Source organism: Chitinophaga eiseniae (assembly GCF_012641265.1).
GTDB lineage: Bacteria > Bacteroidota > Bacteroidia > Chitinophagales > Chitinophagaceae > Chitinophaga > Chitinophaga eiseniae_A.
In genome coordinates this window covers 1-22,813 of record NZ_JABAHZ010000004.1, presented here as the reverse complement: position 1 = coordinate 22,813, position 22,813 = coordinate 1, and the positions used below count along the sequence as shown (strand labels likewise).

The 22,813-nt window shown below is 48.6% G+C and carries 15 protein-coding genes and 1 pseudogene; 4 read left to right on the top strand and 12 right to left on the bottom strand.

Annotated elements, in window-relative coordinates:
- Window positions 1-10: 10 nt before the first annotated feature.
- Together HGH91_RS17190 and HGH91_RS17185 are read right to left on the bottom strand one after the other, a co-directional pair.
- The gene (locus HGH91_RS17190) at window positions 11-2,323 is read right to left on the bottom strand and encodes a hypothetical protein (protein WP_168740048.1); all 2,313 of its coding nucleotides are present in this window, start codon (window positions 2,321-2,323) and stop codon (window positions 11-13) included.
- A gap of 9 nt (window positions 2,324-2,332) precedes the next feature.
- Window positions 2,333-4,909, bottom strand: a complete 2,577-nt coding sequence (locus HGH91_RS17185) for a hypothetical protein (protein WP_168740047.1) — start codon at window positions 4,907-4,909, stop codon at window positions 2,333-2,335.
- A 178-nt stretch (window positions 4,910-5,087) separates the two neighbouring features.
- Here HGH91_RS17185 and HGH91_RS17180 point away from each other — a divergent pair, with 178 nt between their 5' ends.
- On the top strand, window positions 5,088-5,954 hold the full coding sequence (locus HGH91_RS17180; protein ID WP_168740046.1) for an AraC family transcriptional regulator: 867 nt from the start codon (window positions 5,088-5,090) through the stop codon (window positions 5,952-5,954).
- A gap of 1 nt (window position 5,955) precedes the next feature.
- Here the strand turns inward: HGH91_RS17180 and HGH91_RS17175 are convergent, their stop codons facing one another.
- From HGH91_RS17175 to HGH91_RS17160, 4 genes are read right to left on the bottom strand one after another with little or no spacing between them, the layout of a single operon-like run.
- Window positions 5,956-6,369 (bottom strand): L-rhamnose mutarotase, encoded by a 414-nt coding sequence (locus HGH91_RS17175; protein ID WP_168740045.1) that lies wholly within the window; start codon window positions 6,367-6,369, stop codon window positions 5,956-5,958.
- A 10-nt stretch (window positions 6,370-6,379) separates the two neighbouring features.
- Complete coding sequence (locus HGH91_RS17170; RefSeq protein ID WP_168740044.1) at window positions 6,380-7,942, bottom strand: sodium:solute symporter family transporter; 1,563 nt, start codon at window positions 7,940-7,942, stop codon at window positions 6,380-6,382.
- A gap of 19 nt (window positions 7,943-7,961) precedes the next feature.
- Window positions 7,962-9,137, bottom strand: coding sequence for a mandelate racemase/muconate lactonizing enzyme family protein (locus HGH91_RS17165; RefSeq protein WP_168740043.1), 1,176 nt, complete (start codon window positions 9,135-9,137; stop codon window positions 7,962-7,964).
- Entirely contained in the window at window positions 9,137-10,024 is an 888-nt protein-coding gene (locus HGH91_RS17160; RefSeq protein WP_168740042.1) for an aldo/keto reductase, read from the bottom strand. The genes HGH91_RS17165 and HGH91_RS17160 overlap by 1 nt, the downstream gene beginning before the upstream one ends.
- Window positions 10,025-10,699: 675 nt before the next feature.
- Here HGH91_RS17160 and HGH91_RS17155 point away from each other — a divergent pair.
- A complete protein-coding gene (locus HGH91_RS17155; RefSeq protein ID WP_168740041.1) occupies window positions 10,700-13,084 on the top strand; it encodes an ABC transporter permease in 2,385 nt (794 codons plus the stop codon).
- A gap of 214 nt (window positions 13,085-13,298) precedes the next feature.
- Here the strand turns inward: HGH91_RS17155 and HGH91_RS17150 are convergent, their stop codons facing one another.
- The 6 genes from HGH91_RS17150 to HGH91_RS17125 all read right to left on the bottom strand — a co-directional run bounded on the left by HGH91_RS17150 (window position 13,299) and on the right by HGH91_RS17125 (window position 20,578).
- Window positions 13,299-14,540 (bottom strand): TCR/Tet family MFS transporter, encoded by a 1,242-nt coding sequence (locus tag HGH91_RS17150; protein ID WP_168740040.1) that lies wholly within the window; start codon window positions 14,538-14,540, stop codon window positions 13,299-13,301.
- 247 nt (window positions 14,541-14,787) lie between these two features.
- Window positions 14,788-15,498, bottom strand: a complete 711-nt coding sequence (locus HGH91_RS17145) for a LytR/AlgR family response regulator transcription factor (protein ID WP_211092341.1) — start codon at window positions 15,496-15,498, stop codon at window positions 14,788-14,790.
- A complete protein-coding gene (locus HGH91_RS17140; protein ID WP_168740039.1) occupies window positions 15,498-16,523 on the bottom strand; it encodes a sensor histidine kinase in 1,026 nt (341 codons plus the stop codon). The genes HGH91_RS17145 and HGH91_RS17140 overlap by 1 nt, the downstream gene beginning before the upstream one ends.
- Before the next feature lie 22 nt (window positions 16,524-16,545).
- Complete coding sequence (locus tag HGH91_RS17135) at window positions 16,546-17,757, bottom strand: acyltransferase family protein (protein WP_168740038.1); 1,212 nt, start codon at window positions 17,755-17,757, stop codon at window positions 16,546-16,548.
- A gap of 95 nt (window positions 17,758-17,852) precedes the next feature.
- The gene (locus HGH91_RS17130; protein WP_168740037.1) at window positions 17,853-19,496 is read right to left on the bottom strand and encodes an acyl-CoA dehydrogenase family protein; all 1,644 of its coding nucleotides are present in this window, start codon (window positions 19,494-19,496) and stop codon (window positions 17,853-17,855) included.
- 71 nt (window positions 19,497-19,567) lie between these two features.
- Entirely contained in the window at window positions 19,568-20,578 is a 1,011-nt protein-coding gene (locus HGH91_RS17125; RefSeq protein WP_168740036.1) for a helix-turn-helix transcriptional regulator, read from the bottom strand.
- Window positions 20,579-20,684: 106 nt separating this feature from the next.
- Here HGH91_RS17125 and HGH91_RS17120 point away from each other — a divergent pair, with 106 nt between their 5' ends.
- Together HGH91_RS17120 and HGH91_RS17115 are read left to right on the top strand one after the other, a co-directional pair.
- On the top strand, window positions 20,685-22,229 hold the full coding sequence (locus tag HGH91_RS17120) for a TROVE domain-containing protein (protein ID WP_168740035.1): 1,545 nt from the start codon (window positions 20,685-20,687) through the stop codon (window positions 22,227-22,229).
- 90 nt (window positions 22,230-22,319) lie between these two features.
- Window positions 22,320-22,505, top strand: a pseudogene (locus HGH91_RS17115).
- The last annotated feature ends 308 nt before the right edge of the window (window positions 22,506-22,813 follow it).

Genomic DNA, 22,813 nt, shown 5'->3' with positions numbered 1-22,813 from the left:
TGCTTTCTGCTTACAACACAGTTACTTCACCATTTTTAGCCACTTTTATATTCACCGTTGCCCCGGCAGCTACGGCCACCTTCGGCCAATGCTGGAAGGCAGTGTAGCCCAACGGTTTCTTCGCCGCCCCGGCCGATTCTGCCATCACCGATACAGCAGCATCATAGGCGGTGGTATTGGACAAACGCAATGTAACGGCGCCTTTATCTTCACTGACACGCGTTGCGTTGATATGATCAAATACAAATAACTTTCCTTCGCCGGGGCGCACGTAAATACCAGGTAATTCCATCGCCATCAGGATGCCGTTGGTTTCTGTCCACGAATTACGGGTATGGATAAAATTGCCGATACTTCCCTTGCCTTCTGCATCGCTCAACTGTATACGTTCCATGCTGGAACCGATCAGGTAGTTAGTGGTGATATGCCCGGGCATATTTACTGCTTCGGTATGCGCGTGTTGGATATCGCGGATCAATGCCGCATAACGTTCATCGCCGGTAGCCCGGTACAATTTAAACAGGTGATCGGCCGACGTGGTACAAGCACCGGGGGCAGCATGTTTATTCTGGCTGCTGGCCCATACCGCTCCAGCCATGTGACATTGCAGTTTCCCGATATCGCTGCCTGGCGGGAAAACAGGATCATAGGCCATTGTCCACGTAGCACAAAGGGCGGCCTGCACCTTGGCTCGTTCCAGCCAAACCGGCTGTTGGGTATATTGATAGAGCGCCATGAGTGATTCCAGGAATCCAAAGGCAGTTTCCGAATCAGCATCCTGCGAAATATCGCCGCAAGCGCCACTGGTAAAACCCCGCGTTACTACATCACGCTGGTAATAAAAGGCTGCTGCTGCCTCTGCGGTATGCAGCCACTCCGGCCGGTGGAAATAATCTGCTGCCAGTGCCAGTCCCGCTGGTACAATGGCGCCGGCGCTGGAATTAAAAACGGAAATTTCTCCCGTTTCCGGCACAATGTATTGTCCGAATTCACCGTTGCGCTGCCAGTTCTGCACAAAGGCTGCTGCCAGTTTTTGCGCAGCCGCTTCCCATTCGGGGTGAATCGTTTGTCCATGCCCCTGCGCTTTCAGCAACAATAAGTGTTTCATTAACCAAAACAGCACATCGCCGTTCTTCCTAACCATGGCCTGCAAGGCAGGAAAATCAGGATGGCCTTTCTCTGTTCCCAGCTTTCCCTCTTCGCTGATAAACCCGTAAAAGAAGCCACTCTTTCCTTGCATACGGGATGTAATAAAATCCAGTTCGCGTACTACACGGCTGCGTTCTTCTTCATCGTTGAGTGCCAGCATAGGATAGGTGTTGATCATGCCACTTACCCATCCCAACTGGAAATTGCGGCTATTTTCCGGCAGGTAGTAACTGCCCGCTTTTGTTTCCACGAAATTATTCCGGCAGATATCCGTTCCCAGCGCTGCCAGCTTACTCATGGGCACCAGGTTACGCGGATGATTGGGACCTGTCAGTGATTTACGCAAGGTCATAAATTGTGTCAGCAGGTCGGGGATGCCGCTGGCAGAAAATGTATATACCCGGAACCTGATCGTGATATCATTGCCAGCAGCCCAATCGGGCGCCTGGTCGCCGCTGGGATGAAAATCCCCGAAGCCTGCCGCCATCTTACGCATGGCCGGCGCTGTAATAGTAAAAGTACAGCTGTCGCGGCCATCATTTTCCCGGATGCTCAGGCCACTGTTGCCGTAACGTGTAGCCTGCTCCGTTAGTACCATCCATCCTTTCTTCGCAGCCGGTGCATAGAAACTCATGGCCGGCACAGAAGTATTGGTGGTACTTAATTCCAGGCCGGACGGTCCGGTAGCGCTGACTGACAAACGGGGGTTGTTGGAAATAGTGACTGGCACTGCCGGGTTATAATACATGTCTTTCGGATAATCGGGATTATAGCCATTACCGATAGCCCGGTAACGGTTACCGTTATACACGATAGCCGGCACCATCACATAATTTTCCGGTTGCCAGTGCCCAAAGCCAAAGTCAACCGCCACTGCGGTGGAAGGGGCCGCCCCTTCCAATAGTTTGCAGGTGAGCGTAATTTCCTGTCCGGCAGGATTACCAGGTATGGCCGATTGTTGCCATTGCAGCTGCCACCGGCCCTGGGCGTTGGTAAGTGTGTTACCATTAAATGTCCATTGATGCACCAGGGAGTCGCCCTGGTATTGCCGCAGTGATACATGGATGCCGCCTTGCAATGCCCGCAGCAAATCCTTTGCCGGTGCCTGCCCCTTCACCTGGTGAACGATACCTGTCGCCGCCAGCAGCCACAGAGCTATGCCGCCTCTCTTCATATATTATGCTTATAATTTTTCTACTTGTGTAGTGATGATGCTCACAGACTCTAGCTGTATTTTATCAGATCCTGTTTCCCTTGCTGCCACGCCTATGGCCGATTTCCCCATACTTAAAAGACCGGAATCCACCTTGGCGATGGTGCGTAACACGCGCCGGTTATGATCGGCCACCGATAACTGGCCATCCCGGAGAATGATCCATTCGCCGTCAGCCATCCGCGTGTCTACCGGGATGATCTGTCCATTGGGCAGGCGTACACGCAGCCCTTCGGCATAAGCTGCTTTGGGCGCATGCACCCGTAAAGTCCATTCTCTCAAAGATGTTCCTGGTGTAATGTACAGCGGTATTTCCTGGAAATCTTGCTGGTAAGGGATATTCACCTGCCGGTTTTCCTTCAGGGTATACAGGGAGAAGGTATGTGCCCCCGTTTGTTCGAGGTGGAATTTCTTGTCCATGTCTTTCAGCTGTGCTTTAACACCTGCATTAAACACGCCGGCATTCCGCGCATTTTCCCAGGCACGATAGGCTGTGAAAGCAGCTTCTTTCTCCCCGCTGCTCTCCACCGACTGCTGGCTGAGGCCCAGCATATACGTGGCTTCCCAGCCAATAGATTTGGCTTGCAGGTTTTCCAGGTCGTACCGGCTCCAGTCGCTTCTGTAGGAAATAATTCCGAAGGTGGGAGGCAGGTAATTACTTTCATGCACGTAGCGTATATCTTTCCCCTCTATGCCCCATTTATTATTTACCGGGTCAAACATATTGGGGTCACCACCCACATTACACACACTCATATAGTGCCAGTTACCTTCATATACCGACGAGCCCATTACCCGCAGGTATTTGCCACCAGCCTGATGATAGGTATCAAACAGGCGCCGGAAGAAGCGCTTGAAAGAATACTGTCCATGCCCCTGGTACATACAGCTTTCCAATCCATCGAAATCGATATAGTCCATGCCTCCGTCTACCAGCCAATGTCCATAAAAATCAGCATAAGCATCCTGCAGGTTAAGATCCGGGGCGAAACCACGGTAGCAGTTAGGCTGTAATTTCACGATGGTATCACCTGCACGATAACTTCCTTTCTTTGTTCCATATAACCCACGTTTAATCCCTTTGAAAGTATACGGCAAAGTGGTAGTGATACCTTCATATTCGATCAGCTCTTTTCCTATCTTCAATACGTTGGTATGATTACCTTCCCATCCGCCAAACTCATTGAGGTAGCAGGTATCTGTTACAGTAATGATGGTATCTTCCGGGGCAATGTTGCGGGCAAGCGTGGTACGTTGCATGATAGCGAGACTGTCGCTGGGTACCGGCGCTACGGAATTACTAACGCCTGGCTGCAAAAATTCGCAGAGGGTATGTAAGCCATATCGCAGTCCCTGCGCCTTCATGGATGCGGCATATGAAGGCAGGTCCATGTGGCGGTTGCCCGTAAATGAGATACGATTGTGTCCCCATTTCTTCTCTCCGAAATCCGGGTAATACTCTCCCCAACCTTCATCCTGTATTCCTTTTACGCCTAACCTTAACGCATATACGGCCAGGCTATCGTGCGGGCCCGACCAGGCAATATCCGGACGGCGGGCAGCCCGGTCTTTAATCCATTTGCCATCCACTTCCGGGTGAGGCAGTCCTTCTTTCAACACAATCCGTTCAATGGTGGATAGCCCCAGGGAGTCAGGACAGGCATAGAGCGCAATGGCAGAACCGTCAAATCCTATATTGGCAGGTGTTACCAGTTGATAGCGGGCGGAGTTGTAGCCTCCATCCAGGTTATCGGGTAGCACCGGGAAGCGGATCATCTGTTCTTTGCGCCGGTTGCGGGAATGCAGGCAAATAGACGAGCCGAAATCGGGTTCCAGTACAGCCCCGTTGCCATAATTCATCCGGAAATATTCTTCCGGCTGGGAGAAAAATGCCACATCGCTCCGGCCATCTCCCCCGATCTTAAATTTTTGACCTTCTTTGAGATGGGAAGGCAACGGATATTTAACCGGATCAGGAGAATGGATGTAGTAATAAGTAACCCCAAAGTCGCCATCAGTGGGCGGTCCGCTGGTAGTATTGTCGTCCAGCGCCAGCATCCCAATAGCAAATTGACCGTTACGAACTACGGAAATAATTTCACCAATGGTTTGTGAAATAGTGGTTTTATAAGGTCCCCAAACGATATTGTCGACATTGGGCGCATGCTCCAGGGAGAGCAATTGCAGCCGCAGGTATTGCGGTTGCAACTGCACCCGGATACTGGCAACAGCCCCATTAGGGTATCGCAGTTCCATTTTACCAGGAGTAAATTTCGCCGCGACCGGCAAAATCGATGCTTTACCGCTTACCAACGTCAAAACGGGCGATGATAAGCCTTTGGGACAGTACTCACGTCCTGTCTTTTTATCCACGATAGATACAATGTATCCTTTCGTGTTGACCATAACGGTGGAATAAATGGTTTCCAGTTTCTTGCCCTGACTGTACCCGTTAGTGCAATTAACCAATGATATTATGACCAGTATTCTTGTAAAAGAATAACAGTTGAACAGGTATTTATGAATATTCTGAAAGATGATCATCATGGAATTTTATATCAACAAAAAACATTAAGCTTCAACGCTCTAAAATTCCAATAATATTCACGCGCCAGCCACCCGGAAATTGACTATTAGCTATGCTTTTTTTGCAGTTGCCCCGCTTTCGTTTAAAATGAGTACTTTTATCTCGTCGGGACCTACAGGTGAACGAAGCACGTTAGCTATGCAATACATATATGAAAATTTTACATTTCCTCCAGACCAATCCTTTACCATCCGGTCTGAAATACTGGAGATAAAGAAATATACCACGCTGAAGTCGCATATCAACTTCGAAATTGCCTTGATTGAAAATTGTGCCGGTAAGCGTTTCATCGGCGATCACATCGAAGATTTTGAAGGTACAGAGCTGGTATTATTGGGTAGCTACCTGCCGCATTGCTGGCAATACTATACCGTACTGGATACTATGATACCGCCCCAGGCCACGGTGATCCACTTCTTCCCTACCTTCCTGGGCCAGCAGCTGCTGGATAAACCGGAAGCCCACCAGTTGAACGAATTGTTTGAACGGGCCGCCAAAGGTGTTTCTTTTTCCGGCGCCACGGTAAGAACGGCCAAAATGATTATGCAGCAAATGCTGTTTACTTCCGGCATGACCCGGGTAGTATTAATGCTTAATTTACTGGATACGCTGGCACAATCAGAAGAGGGCAAAGTGTTATCGTCGCCTTATTACAACGCGGTAGACTCCTCCATGGAAGCACAAAAGATCAACAAAGTATTTGATTATATCTTCAAAAATTTCCAGGAAGAAATTTCACTGAAAACGGTGGCAGATATTTTGCCTTTATCACCGGCAGCTTTCTGCCGCTACTTTAAAGCGCGTACCAACCGCACGCTCATCGACTTTGTAAAAGAAGTACGGATAGGCCATGCCGCCAAGTTGTTGCTCGAGAAGAAGCACAATGTTACGGAAGCCTGTTACCAGAGCGGGTATAACAACCTGTCTAATTTCAATAAGCACTTCAAAGAAGTAAAGGGTTTATCTCCCAGGGACTTTGTAAAACAGTACAGTACCGCCGAATAAATTACCGGCTTCCGCTAAAGTGGTAGAGCGGCTCCATGGCGCTCCAGGTTTGTCCCGGTTGCGTTCCGGTTACACCTTCCTGGTAACCTGCCATCAGCCGGTTCCACTCCGCACAGCGGGGATGTGAGGCTTCCGCCTTCTTCCCCATAGCATCAAGATCAGCCCCTTCCGGCACGGTTACGATCATCACTACCGTATGTTCGCTGCGAAACAGGCGGATATCTTCATACCCCGCTTTCCTGAACCCCGCTTCTACTTCCGGCCATATATGCTGGTGATAGTTGAGATAAGCCTGTAGATTTGCCTCTCCCGGCTTAATATTCACCACAAATACCTTCTCTACTGAATGTGATTTATGTACGCTACAGCTTACGCCTAACAGGATACCTGTTACCAGCAAAAGTATTTTCATCATATGCATTTCTTTAACTAAAGTAAATATAGATAGCTCCCATCACCAGTGCCAGTAATGCCCACAGCACCCAAACCCTCCTGCTGCCCGGCGCCCGCTCCTTCCACGATTCTACGATAGACGGCAATACGTTTTCGGTGGGTGGCTTCGTGCATAATGTTACACCAATCAGTACGATGAACATAGTGAGGAACAGGTAAAACGACAACAACAGGAAATGAGGCCAGAAAGCTTTCGATGGGAAGTTCAATACATGACAGGCCCCTACCAGCAGGCATACCATTCCTCCTCCATATAGCACCACTTCCGCCGCCGTTTTATTCACCCGCTTCCAGGAAATACCTCCAACAAATACCACCGACAAGGGCGGCGCCAGGATAGACACCAATCCCTGGCTCAGTTCAAAAAAACCTTTCCCGGATAAAGAGAAAAGCCAGGCTACGCCCACCGCCAAAATTGCCGCCAGCAAGGTACTCCATTGACCGCTACGTCTTTTGGCGCGGTCGTCCATTTCCCGGAAGCGGGATAATACATCCAGTGTAAATACCGTACTGAAAGAGTTAAGTCCCGAAGAAATGGTATCAATCAATGCTGCTATCAATGCTGCGATACAGAGCCCCAACAAGCCATGCGGCATTACCTGGCTGACCAGTGTAATATAGGCATTGTCTGGCTGGGCAATATCCCGGTACAACACAAAACACATGATCCCCGGAAATATGAAGATAAACGGCATGATAATTTTCAGGAAGGAGATAAAAATAGCGCCATATTGTCCTTCCCGCACATCTTTGGCCGCGAGCACTTTTTGTACAATGGTTTGATCGGTGCACCAGTAGTAAATGCCTACCACCGGGTATCCCAACAGGATAGCTACCCAGGAATACTGGGGGTCTGAAGCCGGGCGAAAAAGCTTCCAGTAATCGGCCGGTGCACCCTGTGCAAATGCGGATATTCCACCAATTTTCTTCAGTGCCAGCCAACCTAAAATAATAGAAGAAAGGATGATGATAAGCGATTGAAAAATGCCGGTTCTTACCACCGCCTTTAAACCTCCCACCGCGGTAAAACTCGAGGCAATCACCGCGATCGTAAGCACTGCATGTAATAAGGAGATGCCGAATACCTGTGAAATAATAAGCCCTCCCGCATACAGGGCGCTTCCCAGCCAAACCACGAGGATGGATATCAGGCTATAGATCACCAGGAAATTATAGGAAGGCTTCCCAAACCGCACCAGCAGAAACTGTGGCATGGTAGATACTTTCGTGGAAATATAATGCGGCAGGAAAAACATGGACAACAGGAAAAGAAACGCCCATGCCAGCCATTCAAAATTACTGCCTACCACACCCTGGGTAAATCCTATACTGGCAAATCCCACCAGCATAGACGGACCTGCATTGGCGCTGAACATGGAAAAGCCTATCTGCCACCATCGCAAGGAACGTCCGCCCAGGAATATATCCCGCCCGGCAGCACGGTTATACCTGTTCAGGTAAAACCCTGTCATAAACAACGCTATGAAATACAGGCATAATACCCCGTAATCGGGAGTGGTTAGCGTAAATTGCAAGGTATCGAGATTTTATGGATCATAACGTAACATTGGGCCGGTAAGCATTTACTTCCGAGGCATTCCAGTGAGCGCTGCGAATCACCTTACCGGCACGGTTCCAGTACTCCCAATCTATTCTTACCGGGATACCGGGAATATCGGGCAATACAAAAGTTCCCTGCTTCCATTCCGGTTTCACGGAAAAATACTGCTCCAACCCATGCATAATGGAATATAGGTATTCTACACGACAATCAGGATTTGCAGTAGCCATAAGCCCGGTTGTATGCAGGGAGTATCCGCCGGAAGAAAATTCTACCCCGGCCGATGCGGCCAGGTCCCGGGCTTCCATCCATTCCCGAACACCGGCAATCTGTGTGGGCACTGGTTGTAAATGCCTGACACCCATTTCCAGCAGGGTGGGAAATACTTTGGAAGTACGCTCCGATTCACCGAAGGCAATAGGTACGGGCGATTGCGAACACAAGACGCGTATCTGGTCTACCGCTGCCGAATGTACCGGTTCTTCCAGCCAGGCAAGATCCTGGTCAGCCGTGGCGTCCAGGAAGCGGAGCGCCTGTTCGGCAGACCACACCTGGTTTACATCTACGGCCAGCCTTACCTTTGGCCCGAGGAAACTGCGGACAAATTTAACCCGCTCCACATCTTCGGCTAACCTCGATCCGAAATCCTTCCCGATCTTCATTTTATAGCAATCTGCTCCAGCATCCAGGAACACGCGCATTTCTGTTTCCAGCTGCTGCAATGTATAGTTGGTACCGCCGCCACTGCCATACATTTTCACGGCATCGCGCGTAGCGCCGAGGTACCGGTGTAAGGGCATGCCTGCCCGGCGTGCTGCCAGGTCGTGCAGGGCAATGTCTACCTGTCCGAGCATAGCGGCAGCTGCGCCACGGAAGCCCTCATTGCGTATCGACCAATAGAGGCGGGTATATAATTCGCTGTAGGGCACATTCCTGCTGTGCAGCAGGATAGGCAGGAAGCAGGATTCCAGGATATTGGTATAGCTGGAAAAAACCGGGGCTTCACCCTGGATGCCGTTTTCATCTTCGATGATGATCATGGCCAGTCCAAATGTAAGGAAGGGTCCCATGGTGGCATCCTGGAATGGGGTAACGGCGGGAACCGGCTCCAGTACCTGGATGCGGACGCTCCTGATATTAAATACTTCGGATGAGATAGATTGGTTCATTATTGATATTCCTGACTGATTTGTAAAATTTTTTCATACAGATGCGGCGGCAACGGGCCTTCGCCGAAACTTTGCAGAGTGGCTGCCAGCTCCACCGGGTTGGAGGAGCCGATTACCACTTTGTATTTAACGGGTATGGTTTGCAAAAACCGATGTGCCAGCGTAGGCAGGGTTATTCCTGCCTCCTCCGCCAGCAGCGCCAGTTGCCGGGCTTTGCTGATCGCCGCAGCGGGCAACCAGGCTGGCGGCGTGGTGCTGAAATTTTCCAGCGACTTGCCCAGCAGGCCCATATACAAAGGGCTGGCGGCATAGTAGTGGATATCCGCGCGCACACAGGCGGGTAAGGAAGTATGAAGCGCCGGCGTTTGTATAGCATTAAGCCGGTTAAATTCCATCAGGGTGCTGAAGATGCCCTGCTGCAACCATTTCCAGGCAAAAGGCGGAGGGTTGCCTCCTATGCCCAGCGCATGGGTATATTTTTGTTGCTGCAGCTCCTGCATCACGGCAACGGCTGCCGCAAACTCAAGCTCCGACATGCCTTCGGGATCGTGCAGGAAAAGCAGGTCCAGGGAATCTACCTGCAGTTTGTGCAGGGTATTTTCCACGCTGCGCCACATGGCACTGCGGCTATAATCATAATGAGCATCTTCGGCAGTTTTGCCCGGCAAACGCCCCACTTTGGAACTGATAAAAGGCCGCGGACCTGTCCACTGCCGCAGAGCGGATCCTACCATCTCTTCTGCATCCCGGTAAGCCGGGGCAGTGTCGATGGCGGTGACGCCAGCTTCTAGTGCCTGGAGAATGGTTTGTATGGAATCTTCCCGTACTACCGCTCCCCAGATACCTCCAATGCCTGCCGTTCCCAATACCAGTTGATCAAAGCTCATGTGTGGAATTTTTCTAGCTAGTCAAATGTAACCCGCTTTGATAGCAACACACCAGTTGCATCTTGACTAATTTACATGTTATTTTGATTGTGGGGAGCGGAAAGCGCCAGGAGAAAAGCAGAAAGCGAAAAGCGGAAAGCAAAAAGCTATTGCTGCGAATGAACAATGCGATGTAATATCCGCAAAGATCATTCGCAGCAATAGCTTTTTGCTTTCCACTTTATGCTTTCCGCTCTACAGCGTAGTGCAGTTTAAAGAGCAAACAGTTGGGCAGATATGTCCGCAACTGGAATTGCTCAATAAATGATTAGGCTGGGCAGGAGTAGCATTTGCGGCAGCATTGAGCTTAGCAATTTTAATGACTCCCAGCTGCATTTTTTTTGAGGGTTGCTGTTTCATTGGTGGTAATTTTTAAGTTAACAATCACCGAATTTAATCACCCCGAATGAGAACTTTTCATCTCCCGCCATAAATCCCTGTTTTACGGGATGCAGCTCCCCGGCTGCTACCACAAGAAAAATTGCTTATTTTCAGCACACCGGCAATCGTCCGCTTTTCAACATACGCTGTTCATAAGCGAACATTTTGCGGTTGCCAAAGATCTGTAACCTACAGATATAAAACACTTTAGGGGAATGGCAACTTTCTTGCTACCCCCATGCAAACTATTCTGACATGCTAAGAAGTCATACTAAAGTTGCCTGGAGAAATCTCCTGAAAAACAAAACCTTTTCGCTGATCAATATAGCCGGTCTGTCTATCGGTATGGCGGTGACGATGCTGATTGGGTTATGGCTTTACGATGAACTTACTTTCAGCAAAAACCACGAACATTATAATCGTATCGTTGCCATCAAGCAAAACCAAACCTTCAATGGTGTAACAGGAACGCAAAATGCCGTTCCTTACCTGCTCGGCGATGAGATTCGCGATAAATACGGCAGCGACTTTAAATACATCTCCATGGCTTCCTGGCCATACGAGCATCTCCTGAAATACAACAACCAGGGGATTTTCAAAACGGGTAATTATTTTGAACCGGATTTCCCGGAGATGTTAAGTCTCCATATGCTGAAAGGTACCCGGGCAGGGTTAAAAGATCCGCACTCCATCCTGCTGTCCGCTTCTGCCGCGAAGGCATTATTTGGCAATATAGAACCGCTCGACCAACTGATTAAATTAGATGGAGGCACAGACGTAAAAGTGACCGGGGTATATGAAGACCTCCCCTATAATTCTGCCTTTCATGACCTGGCCTTTATGGCGCCCTGGGAATTGATGCTGACCACTGAAACCTGGATCCGGGAGATGGAAAATCCGTGGAGATCCAACTTCACACAAGCCTATGCCCAGCTGGCAGATAATGCCGACCTGGAAAAGGTATCAGCTAAAATAAAAGATGTAAAACTACGTAAAGTACGGGCCCAGGATGCAGCCTTTAAGCCAGAAATCTTCCTGCAGCCGATGAGTGAATGGCATTTATATAACGACTGGAAAGATGGGAAAAATATAGGTGGCAGGATCCAGTTTGTATGGCTCTTTAGTATCATTGGGGCATTTGTATTATTGCTGGCCTGTATCAACTTTATGAACCTCAGCACAGCCCGTTCTGAAAAGCGGGCAAAAGAAGTAGGCATCCGGAAGGCGATTGGCTCTATCCGCGGTCAGCTGGTGACGCAGTTTCTCAGCGAGTCGCTGATCATTGCCTTGATCGCATTGATGCTGGCGCTGGTACTGGTACAAGTAAGTTTACCAGCCTTTAATGACATGGCTGATAAAAGAGTAAATATTCCATTTAACAATCCGCTGTTCTGGCTGGCAGCACTGGGTATTACCCTATTTACCGGTTTGCTGGCCGGCAGTTACCCTGCACTCTACTTGTCGTCTTTTGAACCGGTGAAAGTGTTAAAAGGTACATTCCGGGCGGGCCGTTCAGCGGCTATTCCCCGGAAAATGATGGTAGTGGTACAGTTTGCCGTATCTGTTATCCTGATCATAGGCACCGTAGTCGTATTCAAACAAATCAAATTTGCACAAAGCAGACCCATTGCCTATAGCCGGGAAGGGCTCATCTCCATCCCCGTAAGAAACGAGGCACTGGCCAAGAATTATGAGCCTATCCGCCAGGAATTGATCGCATCCGGCGCTATTACCGATATGACTTTCTCTTCCGGTTCTACTACAGAAATCAATGCTGTTAATAATGGGTACACCTGGAAAGGCATGCTGCCAGGCACGCAAGGAAACTTTAACGCCGTAACGGTTTCCCATGATTACGGGAAAACGATTAACTGGCAAATCGCCGATGGCCGAGATTTCTCCAGGACTTTTGCCTCAGATTCTACTGCCATGATCCTGAATGAATCGGCCGCCAAATTCATGGGCTTTAAAAATCCCGTTGGCGAAATTGTGAAAGTAGACGGTAAACCATTTACAGTGATTGGCGTGATAAAAGATATGGTGATGGAATCGCCGTATCGCCCGGTATTCCGGACCGTATTTACGCTCGATTACAATACCAAGGAAAATCTTACTGCCCGGCTTAATCCTGCTAAACAAACCAGTGCCGCGCTGGTACAGGTAGAAGAGGTATTGAAAAAATATAATCCTGGCGTTCCTTTCCTGTACCACTTTGTTGACAATGTTTATGCTGACAAATTCGATGCGGAGCGCCGTATCGGTAAACTGTCCAGCTTCTTTGCCGTACTCGCTATCTTCATCAGCTGCCTTGGCTTATTTGGTATGGCGTCTTTTATGGCAGAACAACGGATGAAAGAAGTAGGTGTCCGTAAAGTAATGGGCGCCACTGTATTTAACTTATGGCGTTTGATGACGAAAGACTTTGTGCAACTGGTACTCATTGCACTGTTGATCGCTGTACCGGTGGCGTATTACTTCATGAATGACTGGCTGAAAAATTTCCAGTACCGCACAGATATTTCGTTGTGGCTCATCCTCAGTACCTGTGGCGGTGCACTGCTTATTGCACTGCTAACCGTCAGCTATCAATCGATAAAGGCAGCGCTGATGAATCCAGTAAAATCGTTAAGATCGGAGTAAGTATTTATCTCCCTGAAGAATAATCAGGTTGTATTTTCTCGCCAAGGCGCAAAGCAGCTAAGGAGCGGAGATTGAAGCAAATTTTAAGCCCGCAAAGCGGGGAGATTATGTTGTATCATTCTATACAATCTCCCCGCTTTGCGGGCTTAAAATTTGCTTTTCTTCTTTCTAAATTCTTAGCTGCTTTGCGCCTTGGCGAGAAAATACAACCTAATTATTTTTTCACCAGCTCCGGCTGCATGTGCCGGTCGCGGTTCATTACCCGGCTGATGAGAATTACACTGATCAGCATACAGGCAGCCCCGATGAGGAAGTGTATCCCCGGGAAATAGAAGGGCGCTTTATCTGTAGTAAAGTACGAGAATGTGCTGTTCATGATCAATGGACCGACCACAGAAGCAAGGCTCATCAGGCTGGTTAAAGCGCCTTGCAGTTCGCCCTGCTGGTTTGCGGGCGCATGACTGGAAATCACGGATTGCAGGGAAGGTCCGCAAATACCACCCAGGCAATAAGGCACCAGGAATACGAACATCATCCAGCCCTGCGAAGCAAAGGCAAAGAGTATTAGTCCGAATGTATAGAGACATAAACCGATGTAGATACTTTTTTCATTCCCGATCTTCGGGTTGATGACCCTGGTTAATCCTGCTTGTACAGCACCTACCAAGACCCCTACTACTGCCAGGGAAATACCCACCATTTGCTCGCTCCAGTGAAAGCGATAGATGGTAAAGAAGTTCCAGTTACCCTGCACAGACTGTGCTCCCAGGTAAATCAGGAAAAAGCTGAGGGCCAGTCCACCGATTTCAGGATGAGAAGTTAAAAATTTGAGGGAGCCAAAAGGGTTCGCTCTTTTCCACTCAAATGGACGGCGGTTTTCTTTACTCAGGGATTCGGGCAACAGGAAGTAACCGTACAGGCAGTTGAGCAAACACAGGGCCGCGGCGGCGTAAAACGGTGCACGGATGCCCCATTTCGCTAACAGCGCGCCCAAGGCAGGACCCAGTACAAAGCCCAACCCAAAGGCGGCACCAATTAACCCGAAGTTCTTCGCCTTAGTGGTTTCATCGGTGCTTACATCTGCGATGTAGGCAGAAGCCGTAGTAAAGCTGGCACCGGTAATACCGGCAATCACACGGCCTACAAACAACCAGCCAAAGGAAGGTGCCAGGGCCAGGATGACGTAGTCTATACCAAAACCGAATAATGATAATAACAATACGGGACGACGACCATACTTGTCGCTCAGGTTACCCACCACCGGAGCAAATGAAAATTGCATGATAGCAAAAACAGATAATAACATGGCGCCATACGGACTGGCCTGATTTACCGGGATACCTTTCAGCTGGGCAATCAAGTCGGCCATGACAGGAATAATTAATCCCCATCCCATTATATCTATCAACAATGTGATAAAAATAAAGCTCATGGCGGCTTTCTTCGATGTTTGCATATAATTTGGAGATTTACGGGTTTGGCTGTTTAAATACTAATGACGATACAATAAATGGTTTCCCTTCACCGCTGAAGAATCCATTCTCAAAATTAGCAGTACATTCTTCTTTATTAAAACGTGTTTAGGTTAGCATACGGACAATATCGGTAAAAGCACCTGTTCTGCCGGTAAAAACGGCAAACGACAAAAATAAGAAAAACCAGGGAATCCTTGATAGCCGGGCTAAATAGCTGTTATAACATTTTTATTTTTTCAGCAGGCGATTGTTGATGATTTTCTCCATCACAGCTTCTTTCTGGTACTTGCTCACCGGCACCTGGTGCAGGCCTACATGCAGTATATTCCCTTCAATAGCGGTGATGCCTTTCATATTTACGAGGTAGGATTTATGAGGTTGGATAAACTGCCGGGCAGGCAACATATCCACCACCGACTTCAGGGTGGCATGGGTGATCATCTTCTTATCGGTGGTATATACGGCCACATAATTTTCCAGGGCTTCCACCAGCAGGATCTCGTCGTATAACACTTTTTCCAGGCGGCTGTCCGTCTTAATAAAAACATAGGGCTGCTCCGAAGTATCCTGGCTGGCAAAATAATCATATGCCTTATTAGCTGCCTTCAAAAACCGTTCAAACGAAATCGGCTTTAACAGGTAGTCCAGCACATCCAACTCAAACCCTTGCATAGCGTACCTTTCATAGGCAGTGGTAAAAATAACCCTGGGAGGATTCGGGAAATTTCTAAGAAATTCGACCCCGGAAATATAAGGCATTTCTATATCGAGAAACAACAGATCCACTGGTTGCTGCTTTAACACGGTATTCAGTTGTACGGCATCTTCACAAATAGCCACCACGTCCAGGAAACCGGTTTTCTCTGCATACCCCTGTAACCCTTTCCATGCCAGGGGTTCGTCGTCGGTAATGATACATCGGATGCTTATGTTACTCATCAGTGCAGGGTAAGTTTTAATGCGGCCACGAAAGTATTGTCTTGTATATGTGTTGTCAGCGTATGCTTATCCGGGTACAACAACTCCAGCCGCCGTTTCAGGTTTTCCAACCCTATACCACCGGTTTTGCTCCCCGGGATATGCGCTGGAATGTCGTTGCTAACGGAAAAAAGTATTCCGTCATCGGCCTGTTGCATAGCAATATTCACTTTGAAATGTCCACCAGCATACTTAAACGCGTTTTCCGCCAAAGGGAGAAAAAGCAAAGGATATACCTGCTGGCTACCCAACTGTTCATCGAAGTGTACGGACAATTGCAGCTTGGATGAAGACCGGATCTGCTGCAGGTCGATAAAATGACGGAGGTATTGTATCTCGCTGCTGATATCCACCATCTCCTGCTGATCGTATAGCTGGTAGCGCAACAACTCTGCAAACCGCTCCACTGTTCTCTTTGCAGCGGCTATATCTTCATCCATCTGAAAATAAATGGTGTTTAAAGCGTTGAAGAGAAAATGCGGATGATACTGCGCTTTCAGGAACTTCAACTCCGTAGCCAATTTATCGTTGGTAATTTTTTCCAGCTGCAGCCGGTTCTGCACGTAGGCCTGCAAATAGCCGTTACTCCGCCGGAAACCATAATAGATGAGAGCATACAGTAACGGGATCACATTAATATCAGCCAGGTCGAACCATTGCAAACCATCATCTGTGAGCGCGGCAAATGGTGTCAGGAATAAGTTCTGTATCACGATACTCAGTAAAAAGATAGCACCCAGCTCCCGGGCAATTCTGCCGGTGGTAAAATTGGATTGCCACTTCTTGTCGAAATAACGCAACAAGCCATTCAGCAGCCATAAAAACAGGTAAGCAACCAGTATACTCATGCCCACCTCTGTGACGTTGAGCCGGAGCGGACGATGCCAGAACCGCATCCCCGAAAGACTATCCGTGAGTAGCCGGATCGTGTAATATACCAGTGCGCCGTAAATGGCCGGGAAAATATATCTCCAGAATATTTTCATACTATCAGTAAGTTACAACTATTTATGCGCCCATAGTTAAAACAGGTGGGGTGTTGACCACCACGGCATCTGCTTCGATGGTTTTCTTTCGTGGCAGCGGCTTCATTCCAAATAACAGGCGCATAAAAGCGTATGGCCGGATAAACAAATGGAAGATAGTCATGCTGACGAAAAAGGTGACCACTACGGTAAACAGGTACTTCATACCTATACCATCGGATACCTGTACCAGGTAATAGGTTAATATAACGATCACCGTTTGGTGTAATATATAAAACGGGTATACGGCCTCGTTCACATAGCCTAACACGCGGCTGGGCTTATTGAGATATTTCTTCCCGTAACCAATGGCGGTAAATACCCACATCCAGGCACACAGCGCATGTATGGCTACTGCCAGGTACCTCACCCCCATCGGGAAGCCAGGCAGAAAGTGGATAGCATCGAGGTGCGTCCAGCGGAGATAATCGATAAATACCAGGCTAATAAAGCCAATGGCGAGCGATAAGCGGCGATTGCGTTCCAGGCTGTCCATTAACACCGGGCAGGCAATACATAGGAAGCCCGCCAGCAGGAATAACAGGTAATAAGGCGCATACAGGTAATCCTGCACCAGGTTACCCGTAAAACGATATTTAAACACCAGTGAAGCGTACAGCACTATACTGGGCAGCATTAACAGGTACACCCTTGCACCTTTGGCCAGCAGAGCAAACCGTTGTAGAAAACGTTGCCCGCCCGGCTTACCCAGCCATACAAAAAGTGGGGCACAAACAATATCATATACCAGCAGGTAGCCTATAAACCACAGGTGATGCCAGCTCATATTGCCTTTGGGATATACGCCGGTAGTAAACATTTCCCCATAAAACTGCCAGAAATTGCCTTTATATCCCTGGGTAAGCCTTTCCAGGTATACCTGTGGTGGTACAATGACCAATATCCCCAGTAACAGCGGGATGAACAGGCGTCGGAAACGCAGTCCCAGGAAGCCCCCACCGGTCCTATGCTGTAACATATAATAGCTGACCGTACCGGAAATAAAGAAAAGCAGGGGCATGCGGAAACGGTGCAGGAAATCATTCATTTCCAATAGCACATGGCTGGTTTCCGGGTTCTTGATATGCCATTCCCAATAAGCCACATAAGGCATGGCGGAATGGAAAAACAATACGCCAATGATAGCGATAATGCGGAGCCAGTCGAGGTAAGTTTGTCGGGAAGAGGTTTGCATGATGGTAATTTTCTACAAACCTATCCTCCCGCCGCCCGGTGGAAAAAGATATTTGACGGATGGACGTTTTTTGTTGGTCAATAGACAAATCATGCTCAGGCGGGCGCCTGGTAAATACGTTGAATAATATCGTCCATCGGCGTTTCCGGCGCCAGGGCGCCCCAGGTAATATTCCTGTCGGCCGACAGCCGGGCCTGGCAAAACGCCTGCGCTATGGCCGCAGGAGCAATATGGATCAACTCAATGCCCTGCATGGCCAGGGCCATTTTTTCTACAATAGCGCGGGCATTGTATTCCAGGTGGGCAGGTTGATTCAGCAGTTGTTGCAGCTGCATTAGTTGTTTATCTAAACGGGGATCCAGCCCTTTAGCTTTAGTGAAATAGCTCATGAGTGCTTCCATACTGCGGGGCTCTTTGTGCATAGATCTGAGTACATCCAACGCCTGGATGTTGCCCGAACCTTCCCATATAGCGTTTACCGGCACATCGCGGTATAAACGCGGCAGTATGGATTCTTCCACATAGCCATTGCCCCCCAGGCATTCCACGGCTTCTCCCAGCGCCAGCACGGCTCTTTTGGTATTCCAGAATTTCCCGATAGCGGTAGCGATGCGGTTAAAATACATAGCTTCTTCATTTTGCAGTGCATCGTCGAAGCTGGCTGCCAGCCGCATGGCCAGGGTGGTAGCGGCTTCCGATTCCAGGCACAGATCGGCCACCACGTTCTTCATGAGTGGTTGTGCTATCAACTTTTTCCCGAAAGCGCTCCTGTGATGGCAATGATGAATAACTTCTGTTAAGGCGCGCTGCAGGGTGGCAGCGGAGCCTACCGCGCAATCCAGGCGGGTATGCCGCACCATTTCCATGATGCTGGCCACTCCCCTGCCTTCTTCTCCGATCATCTTTCCCCAGGCGGCATGAAATTCTACTTCCGCGGAGGCGTTGGATTTATTGCCCAGTTTGTCTTTCAGTCGCTGGAAATAAAGTTTGTTTTTTTCTCCTGTTGGCGTAAACCTTGGCACCAGGAAGCAGCTCAATCCTTTGATTGTTTGGGCCAGCACCAGGAAAGCATCGCTCATAGGCGCACTGCAAAACCATTTGCGGCCGGTAATTTTATAGCTGCCGTCATCTGCCGGCACGGCGAAGGTGATATTAGCCCGCACATCGCTACCACCCTGTGGTTCGGTCATGGCCATGCCGAAGGTGACGCCCTTTTTTTCGAAATAAGGAAGGTGGCGTTCGTCGTACGTATTGGATAGTACCAGGGGCAGCCATTCTTTGGCAATGTCGCCGGCTATTTTCAGCGAAGGTACTGCGGCAAATGTCATCGTAAGCGGACAGCTGCTACCCTCATCGATTTGCTGTTTCAGGTAAGCCAGCAGGCTATGTGCCACGTAAGCCCCGGGCAGTTCGGTCCAGGCAATGGAATGAAATCCGTACCGGATGGCTACGGTCATCATTTCGTGGTAAGCAGGATGGTATTCTACCACATCGAGACGACTACCGAAACGGTCGTGGGTTTTTAATACCGGCCCATATTTATTGGCCAGTTCTCCTGCCTGTATCATTTGCCGGCTGCCCATGACTGCGCCGAAAGCAGCCCCCAGCTCCATGGCCCAGCCGCCACCGTAAGCCTTCACCGCCTGTTGCAGGGCGGTATGGGTGGTAAAGGAATTGTAATCGGCTAATACAGGCGCCTGGTTCAGCGAGGTCTGGAAATCAAAATCGGCGGGCAACATAGTAGTATGTTTTGGCTATCTAAATTTAACGAAATAAGGAATAAGGCATAGTTGCATTTATGCCTGTCCCACTATTTATATGCCTCCGCTGCTTTTTCCAGCTTATACCGGATTGCCCGGCGCAGCTTTTCCGGCGCCAGCACCCGCATCCCATCACCAAAACCCAATATCTCCCTTTGCAATTCCAGGTTGTGCGCCACCCGTATGGAGATGGTAATGCTATCCTTATCTTTCGCAATTACCTGCTGGCTATGGTGCAATGGCTTGGTAATCACATAGGGCGCATGTTCGGCGGTTACGGCTATAATCACTTCCTGTGGAGGTAATTCCATTACGCTGGGGCCAATGGTATGCTCATAGTAGGTTTCCGGCGTATGGCCGTTTTTGTTAGGGAGATATAATACTGCTTCATTGATGCTTACCGCTACAATCCTGTCCAGGGCCAGCGTCGTAACAGCAGGACTATTATCCCGGGTGCCCACTACAAACCAGCGGTTTTTGAACTCCTTCAGCCACCAGGCGTGAAACAGCATTTTAGTGGATGCCTGGGCTTTGAACGACTGGTACTGCAACTCCAGCGCCTGTTCCTTTATGATGGCCTCATATACCAGGTGCAGGTATTCCAATCCCTTGAGATGTTCATTTTTCTCAAAATCAATCACCGTTTTCTGATCATGGGCAGAAGCGTATACATGTCCTTCCAGCTTTTGCACGACTTCATTCAGGTGTTTGAAATGGGAAAAGCCCTTAAATTGTTTTAATACTTCTACCGCTTCTGTCATCCTCGACAGGTCGTTATCGCTCAGGGGAATGTTGGTAATGCTATAGTCCGCATCTTCATAGGTATAATATTTCTTTTCTACGATAATAATGGGGGCATTGTATCCCAACTTATCACTGCGCATCATTTGTATATCTGCCTGTAAGGTTCTGCGGCTGATGCCTTTGTCGATGCCTTCATAATCATACAGGGCTTCAGATACTTTGTCGATCAGGTTAGCCAATGTCCAGCGCCGGCGGCGGTTTCTGAGGCAGGCGTCGATGGTTTTATAACGGATTAATGCATTACGGTTAACAGGCATCTCAAAAAAATTTTCCTAAAAATATAAAAAAAACAGAAGTGCGCAAAAACATTGCGCACATACACTGACATCTTTGTATCATCAATCACAGCATAACAAACGGTATATGAAATTCAACACAACACATTGGCTACATGCGGCGAAAGAGGAATACTTTCAGCCACGTAATCATGAAGGCGCCGCTGCTTATGCGATGAGCCCTGAAATGGAACTGTATAGCAGTGTGGTAACTGCTTCCTTCAACGACCGGTTTTATGAAGCAGGTGATGAACGTATGAACCGCCTGTATGAGTTGATTACGCAAACCGACCCGGTATTTGTAGCCAAACTGGCCATCTACGCCCGGGAAAAAATGTACCTGCGCAGCGTACCGCTGGCCATGGCCGTATTGCTGGGATTCCATCATTCCGGCGATACACTGGTAAGCACCACCGTGCGCCGCGTGGTGCAGCGTGCCGACGAAATCACAGAATTGCTGGCCTGCTATGCAAAGATTAACTACCGCGGGCATACGAAAAAACTGCACCAGCTGAGTAAACAGATCCAGAAAGGGCTGGCGCAGGCATTCAACAAATTTGATGAATACCAGTTTGCCAAATATGACCGTAAAGGAGCTGTTACCCTGAGAGATGCCCTTTTCCTGGTACATCCGAAAGCAAAAGACGAGGCCCAGCAACAGCTGTTCAATAAAATAGCACAGCGTGAGCTGGCGACCCCTTACACCTGGGAAACTACCTTGTCGGCATTGGGACAGCAGACTTATAAATCTGAAAGAGCGAAGAAAGACGCTTTTTGCCGTACCTGGGAAATGCTGATCAGTACCAACGCCCTGGGCTATATGGCTACCTTGCGTAACCTGCGTAACATGCTGGCTCATGATGTGAGCAAGGCGCATATCAAACAGGTCTGCGCGTACTTATCAGATGAAGCAGCGGTACTATCTTCCAAACAATTGCCGTTCCGTTTCCTGGCTGCCTACCGGGAATTGAAATCCGTGCAGCACGGAATGACAGGCATGTTGCAGGAGGCGCTGGAAACAGCGTTAAAGATCAGTGTGCAACACCTGAAAGGTTTCGACGCCAACACCAAAGTGGTAGTAGCCTGCGATGTATCCGGGTCTATGCAACAGCCGGTATCCGCCCGAAGCAAAATACTGTGCTACGATATTGGACTTATACTGGGTATGTTGCTGCAATACAAATCTGAGCATGTGCTATGTGGTATGTTTGGTGATACCTGGAAAACCATCTCTTTGTCAAGGAAAAATATCCTGGCCAACGTAGATGAGTTCTATCGTCGCGAAGGTGAAGTCGGATATGCCACCAACGGCCATAAAGTGCTGGAAGACCTGATCAAAAGGAAATATGTGGCAGATAAGATCATGTTCTTCACCGACTGTCAGCTGTGGGATTCCCAACGGGAAGCACTGGGAGATAACCAGATTGGAGCGCACTGGATCGAGTATAAAAAAATAGCGCCACGCGCAAAGCTATACCTGTTCGACCTTGGCGGCTACGGTAAAGCACCACTGAATATCCATGACAAAGATATTCACCTGATCGGGGGATGGAGTGATAAAGTATTTGAAGTACTGGAAGCCCTCGAAAAAGGAGAAGATGCATTGGCACATATTCAACGTACCACACTGTAGCATGCATCCATTGTTTCGTTGCCCTGTATATCCATTGTACAGTTAGTTAATACCCCATAGGCATCTTTCTGAAAGGGAAAGATGCTATCCGACCCGGTAGCTTAAAGGGATAAAGCTGCGGAAAAATTACGTCGCCGCGGAGTGTATGGAACATATCGTTGCAGACATGCTTTGCAATGATCAGAATTTACAGTGCACCGAAATCATAGTAGGGAAGCGTATTTACAGCCATACTGTTCAGCCATGAAAATGCAGGTTCGAATCCTGTCCGGGTTACCCTGAAGAAAGGTGTCGTTGGAATGAGTTACTTCCCTTAAGAAAACACTCATCCGCTTTTTACCCTTTCTTTATCTTATTAGCAGGTGTCGTTTGAACGAGTTACTTCTCTTTACAAGAACATCTCCTCGTTATCTTTTTACCCTGCTATAATTTTTCCCGCAAAGACGCAAAGCAAAAAGAGGGTGTCTCAAAAATAATTGAGGCGCCCTTTTCAAATTTGAGATAAAATGGGCGAGTTATCCAGATAGTGAGGTTGAAAAAAAGAGTTTTCAGTGCTGTTATAGTGCGGTAAATTTGAGAATGGC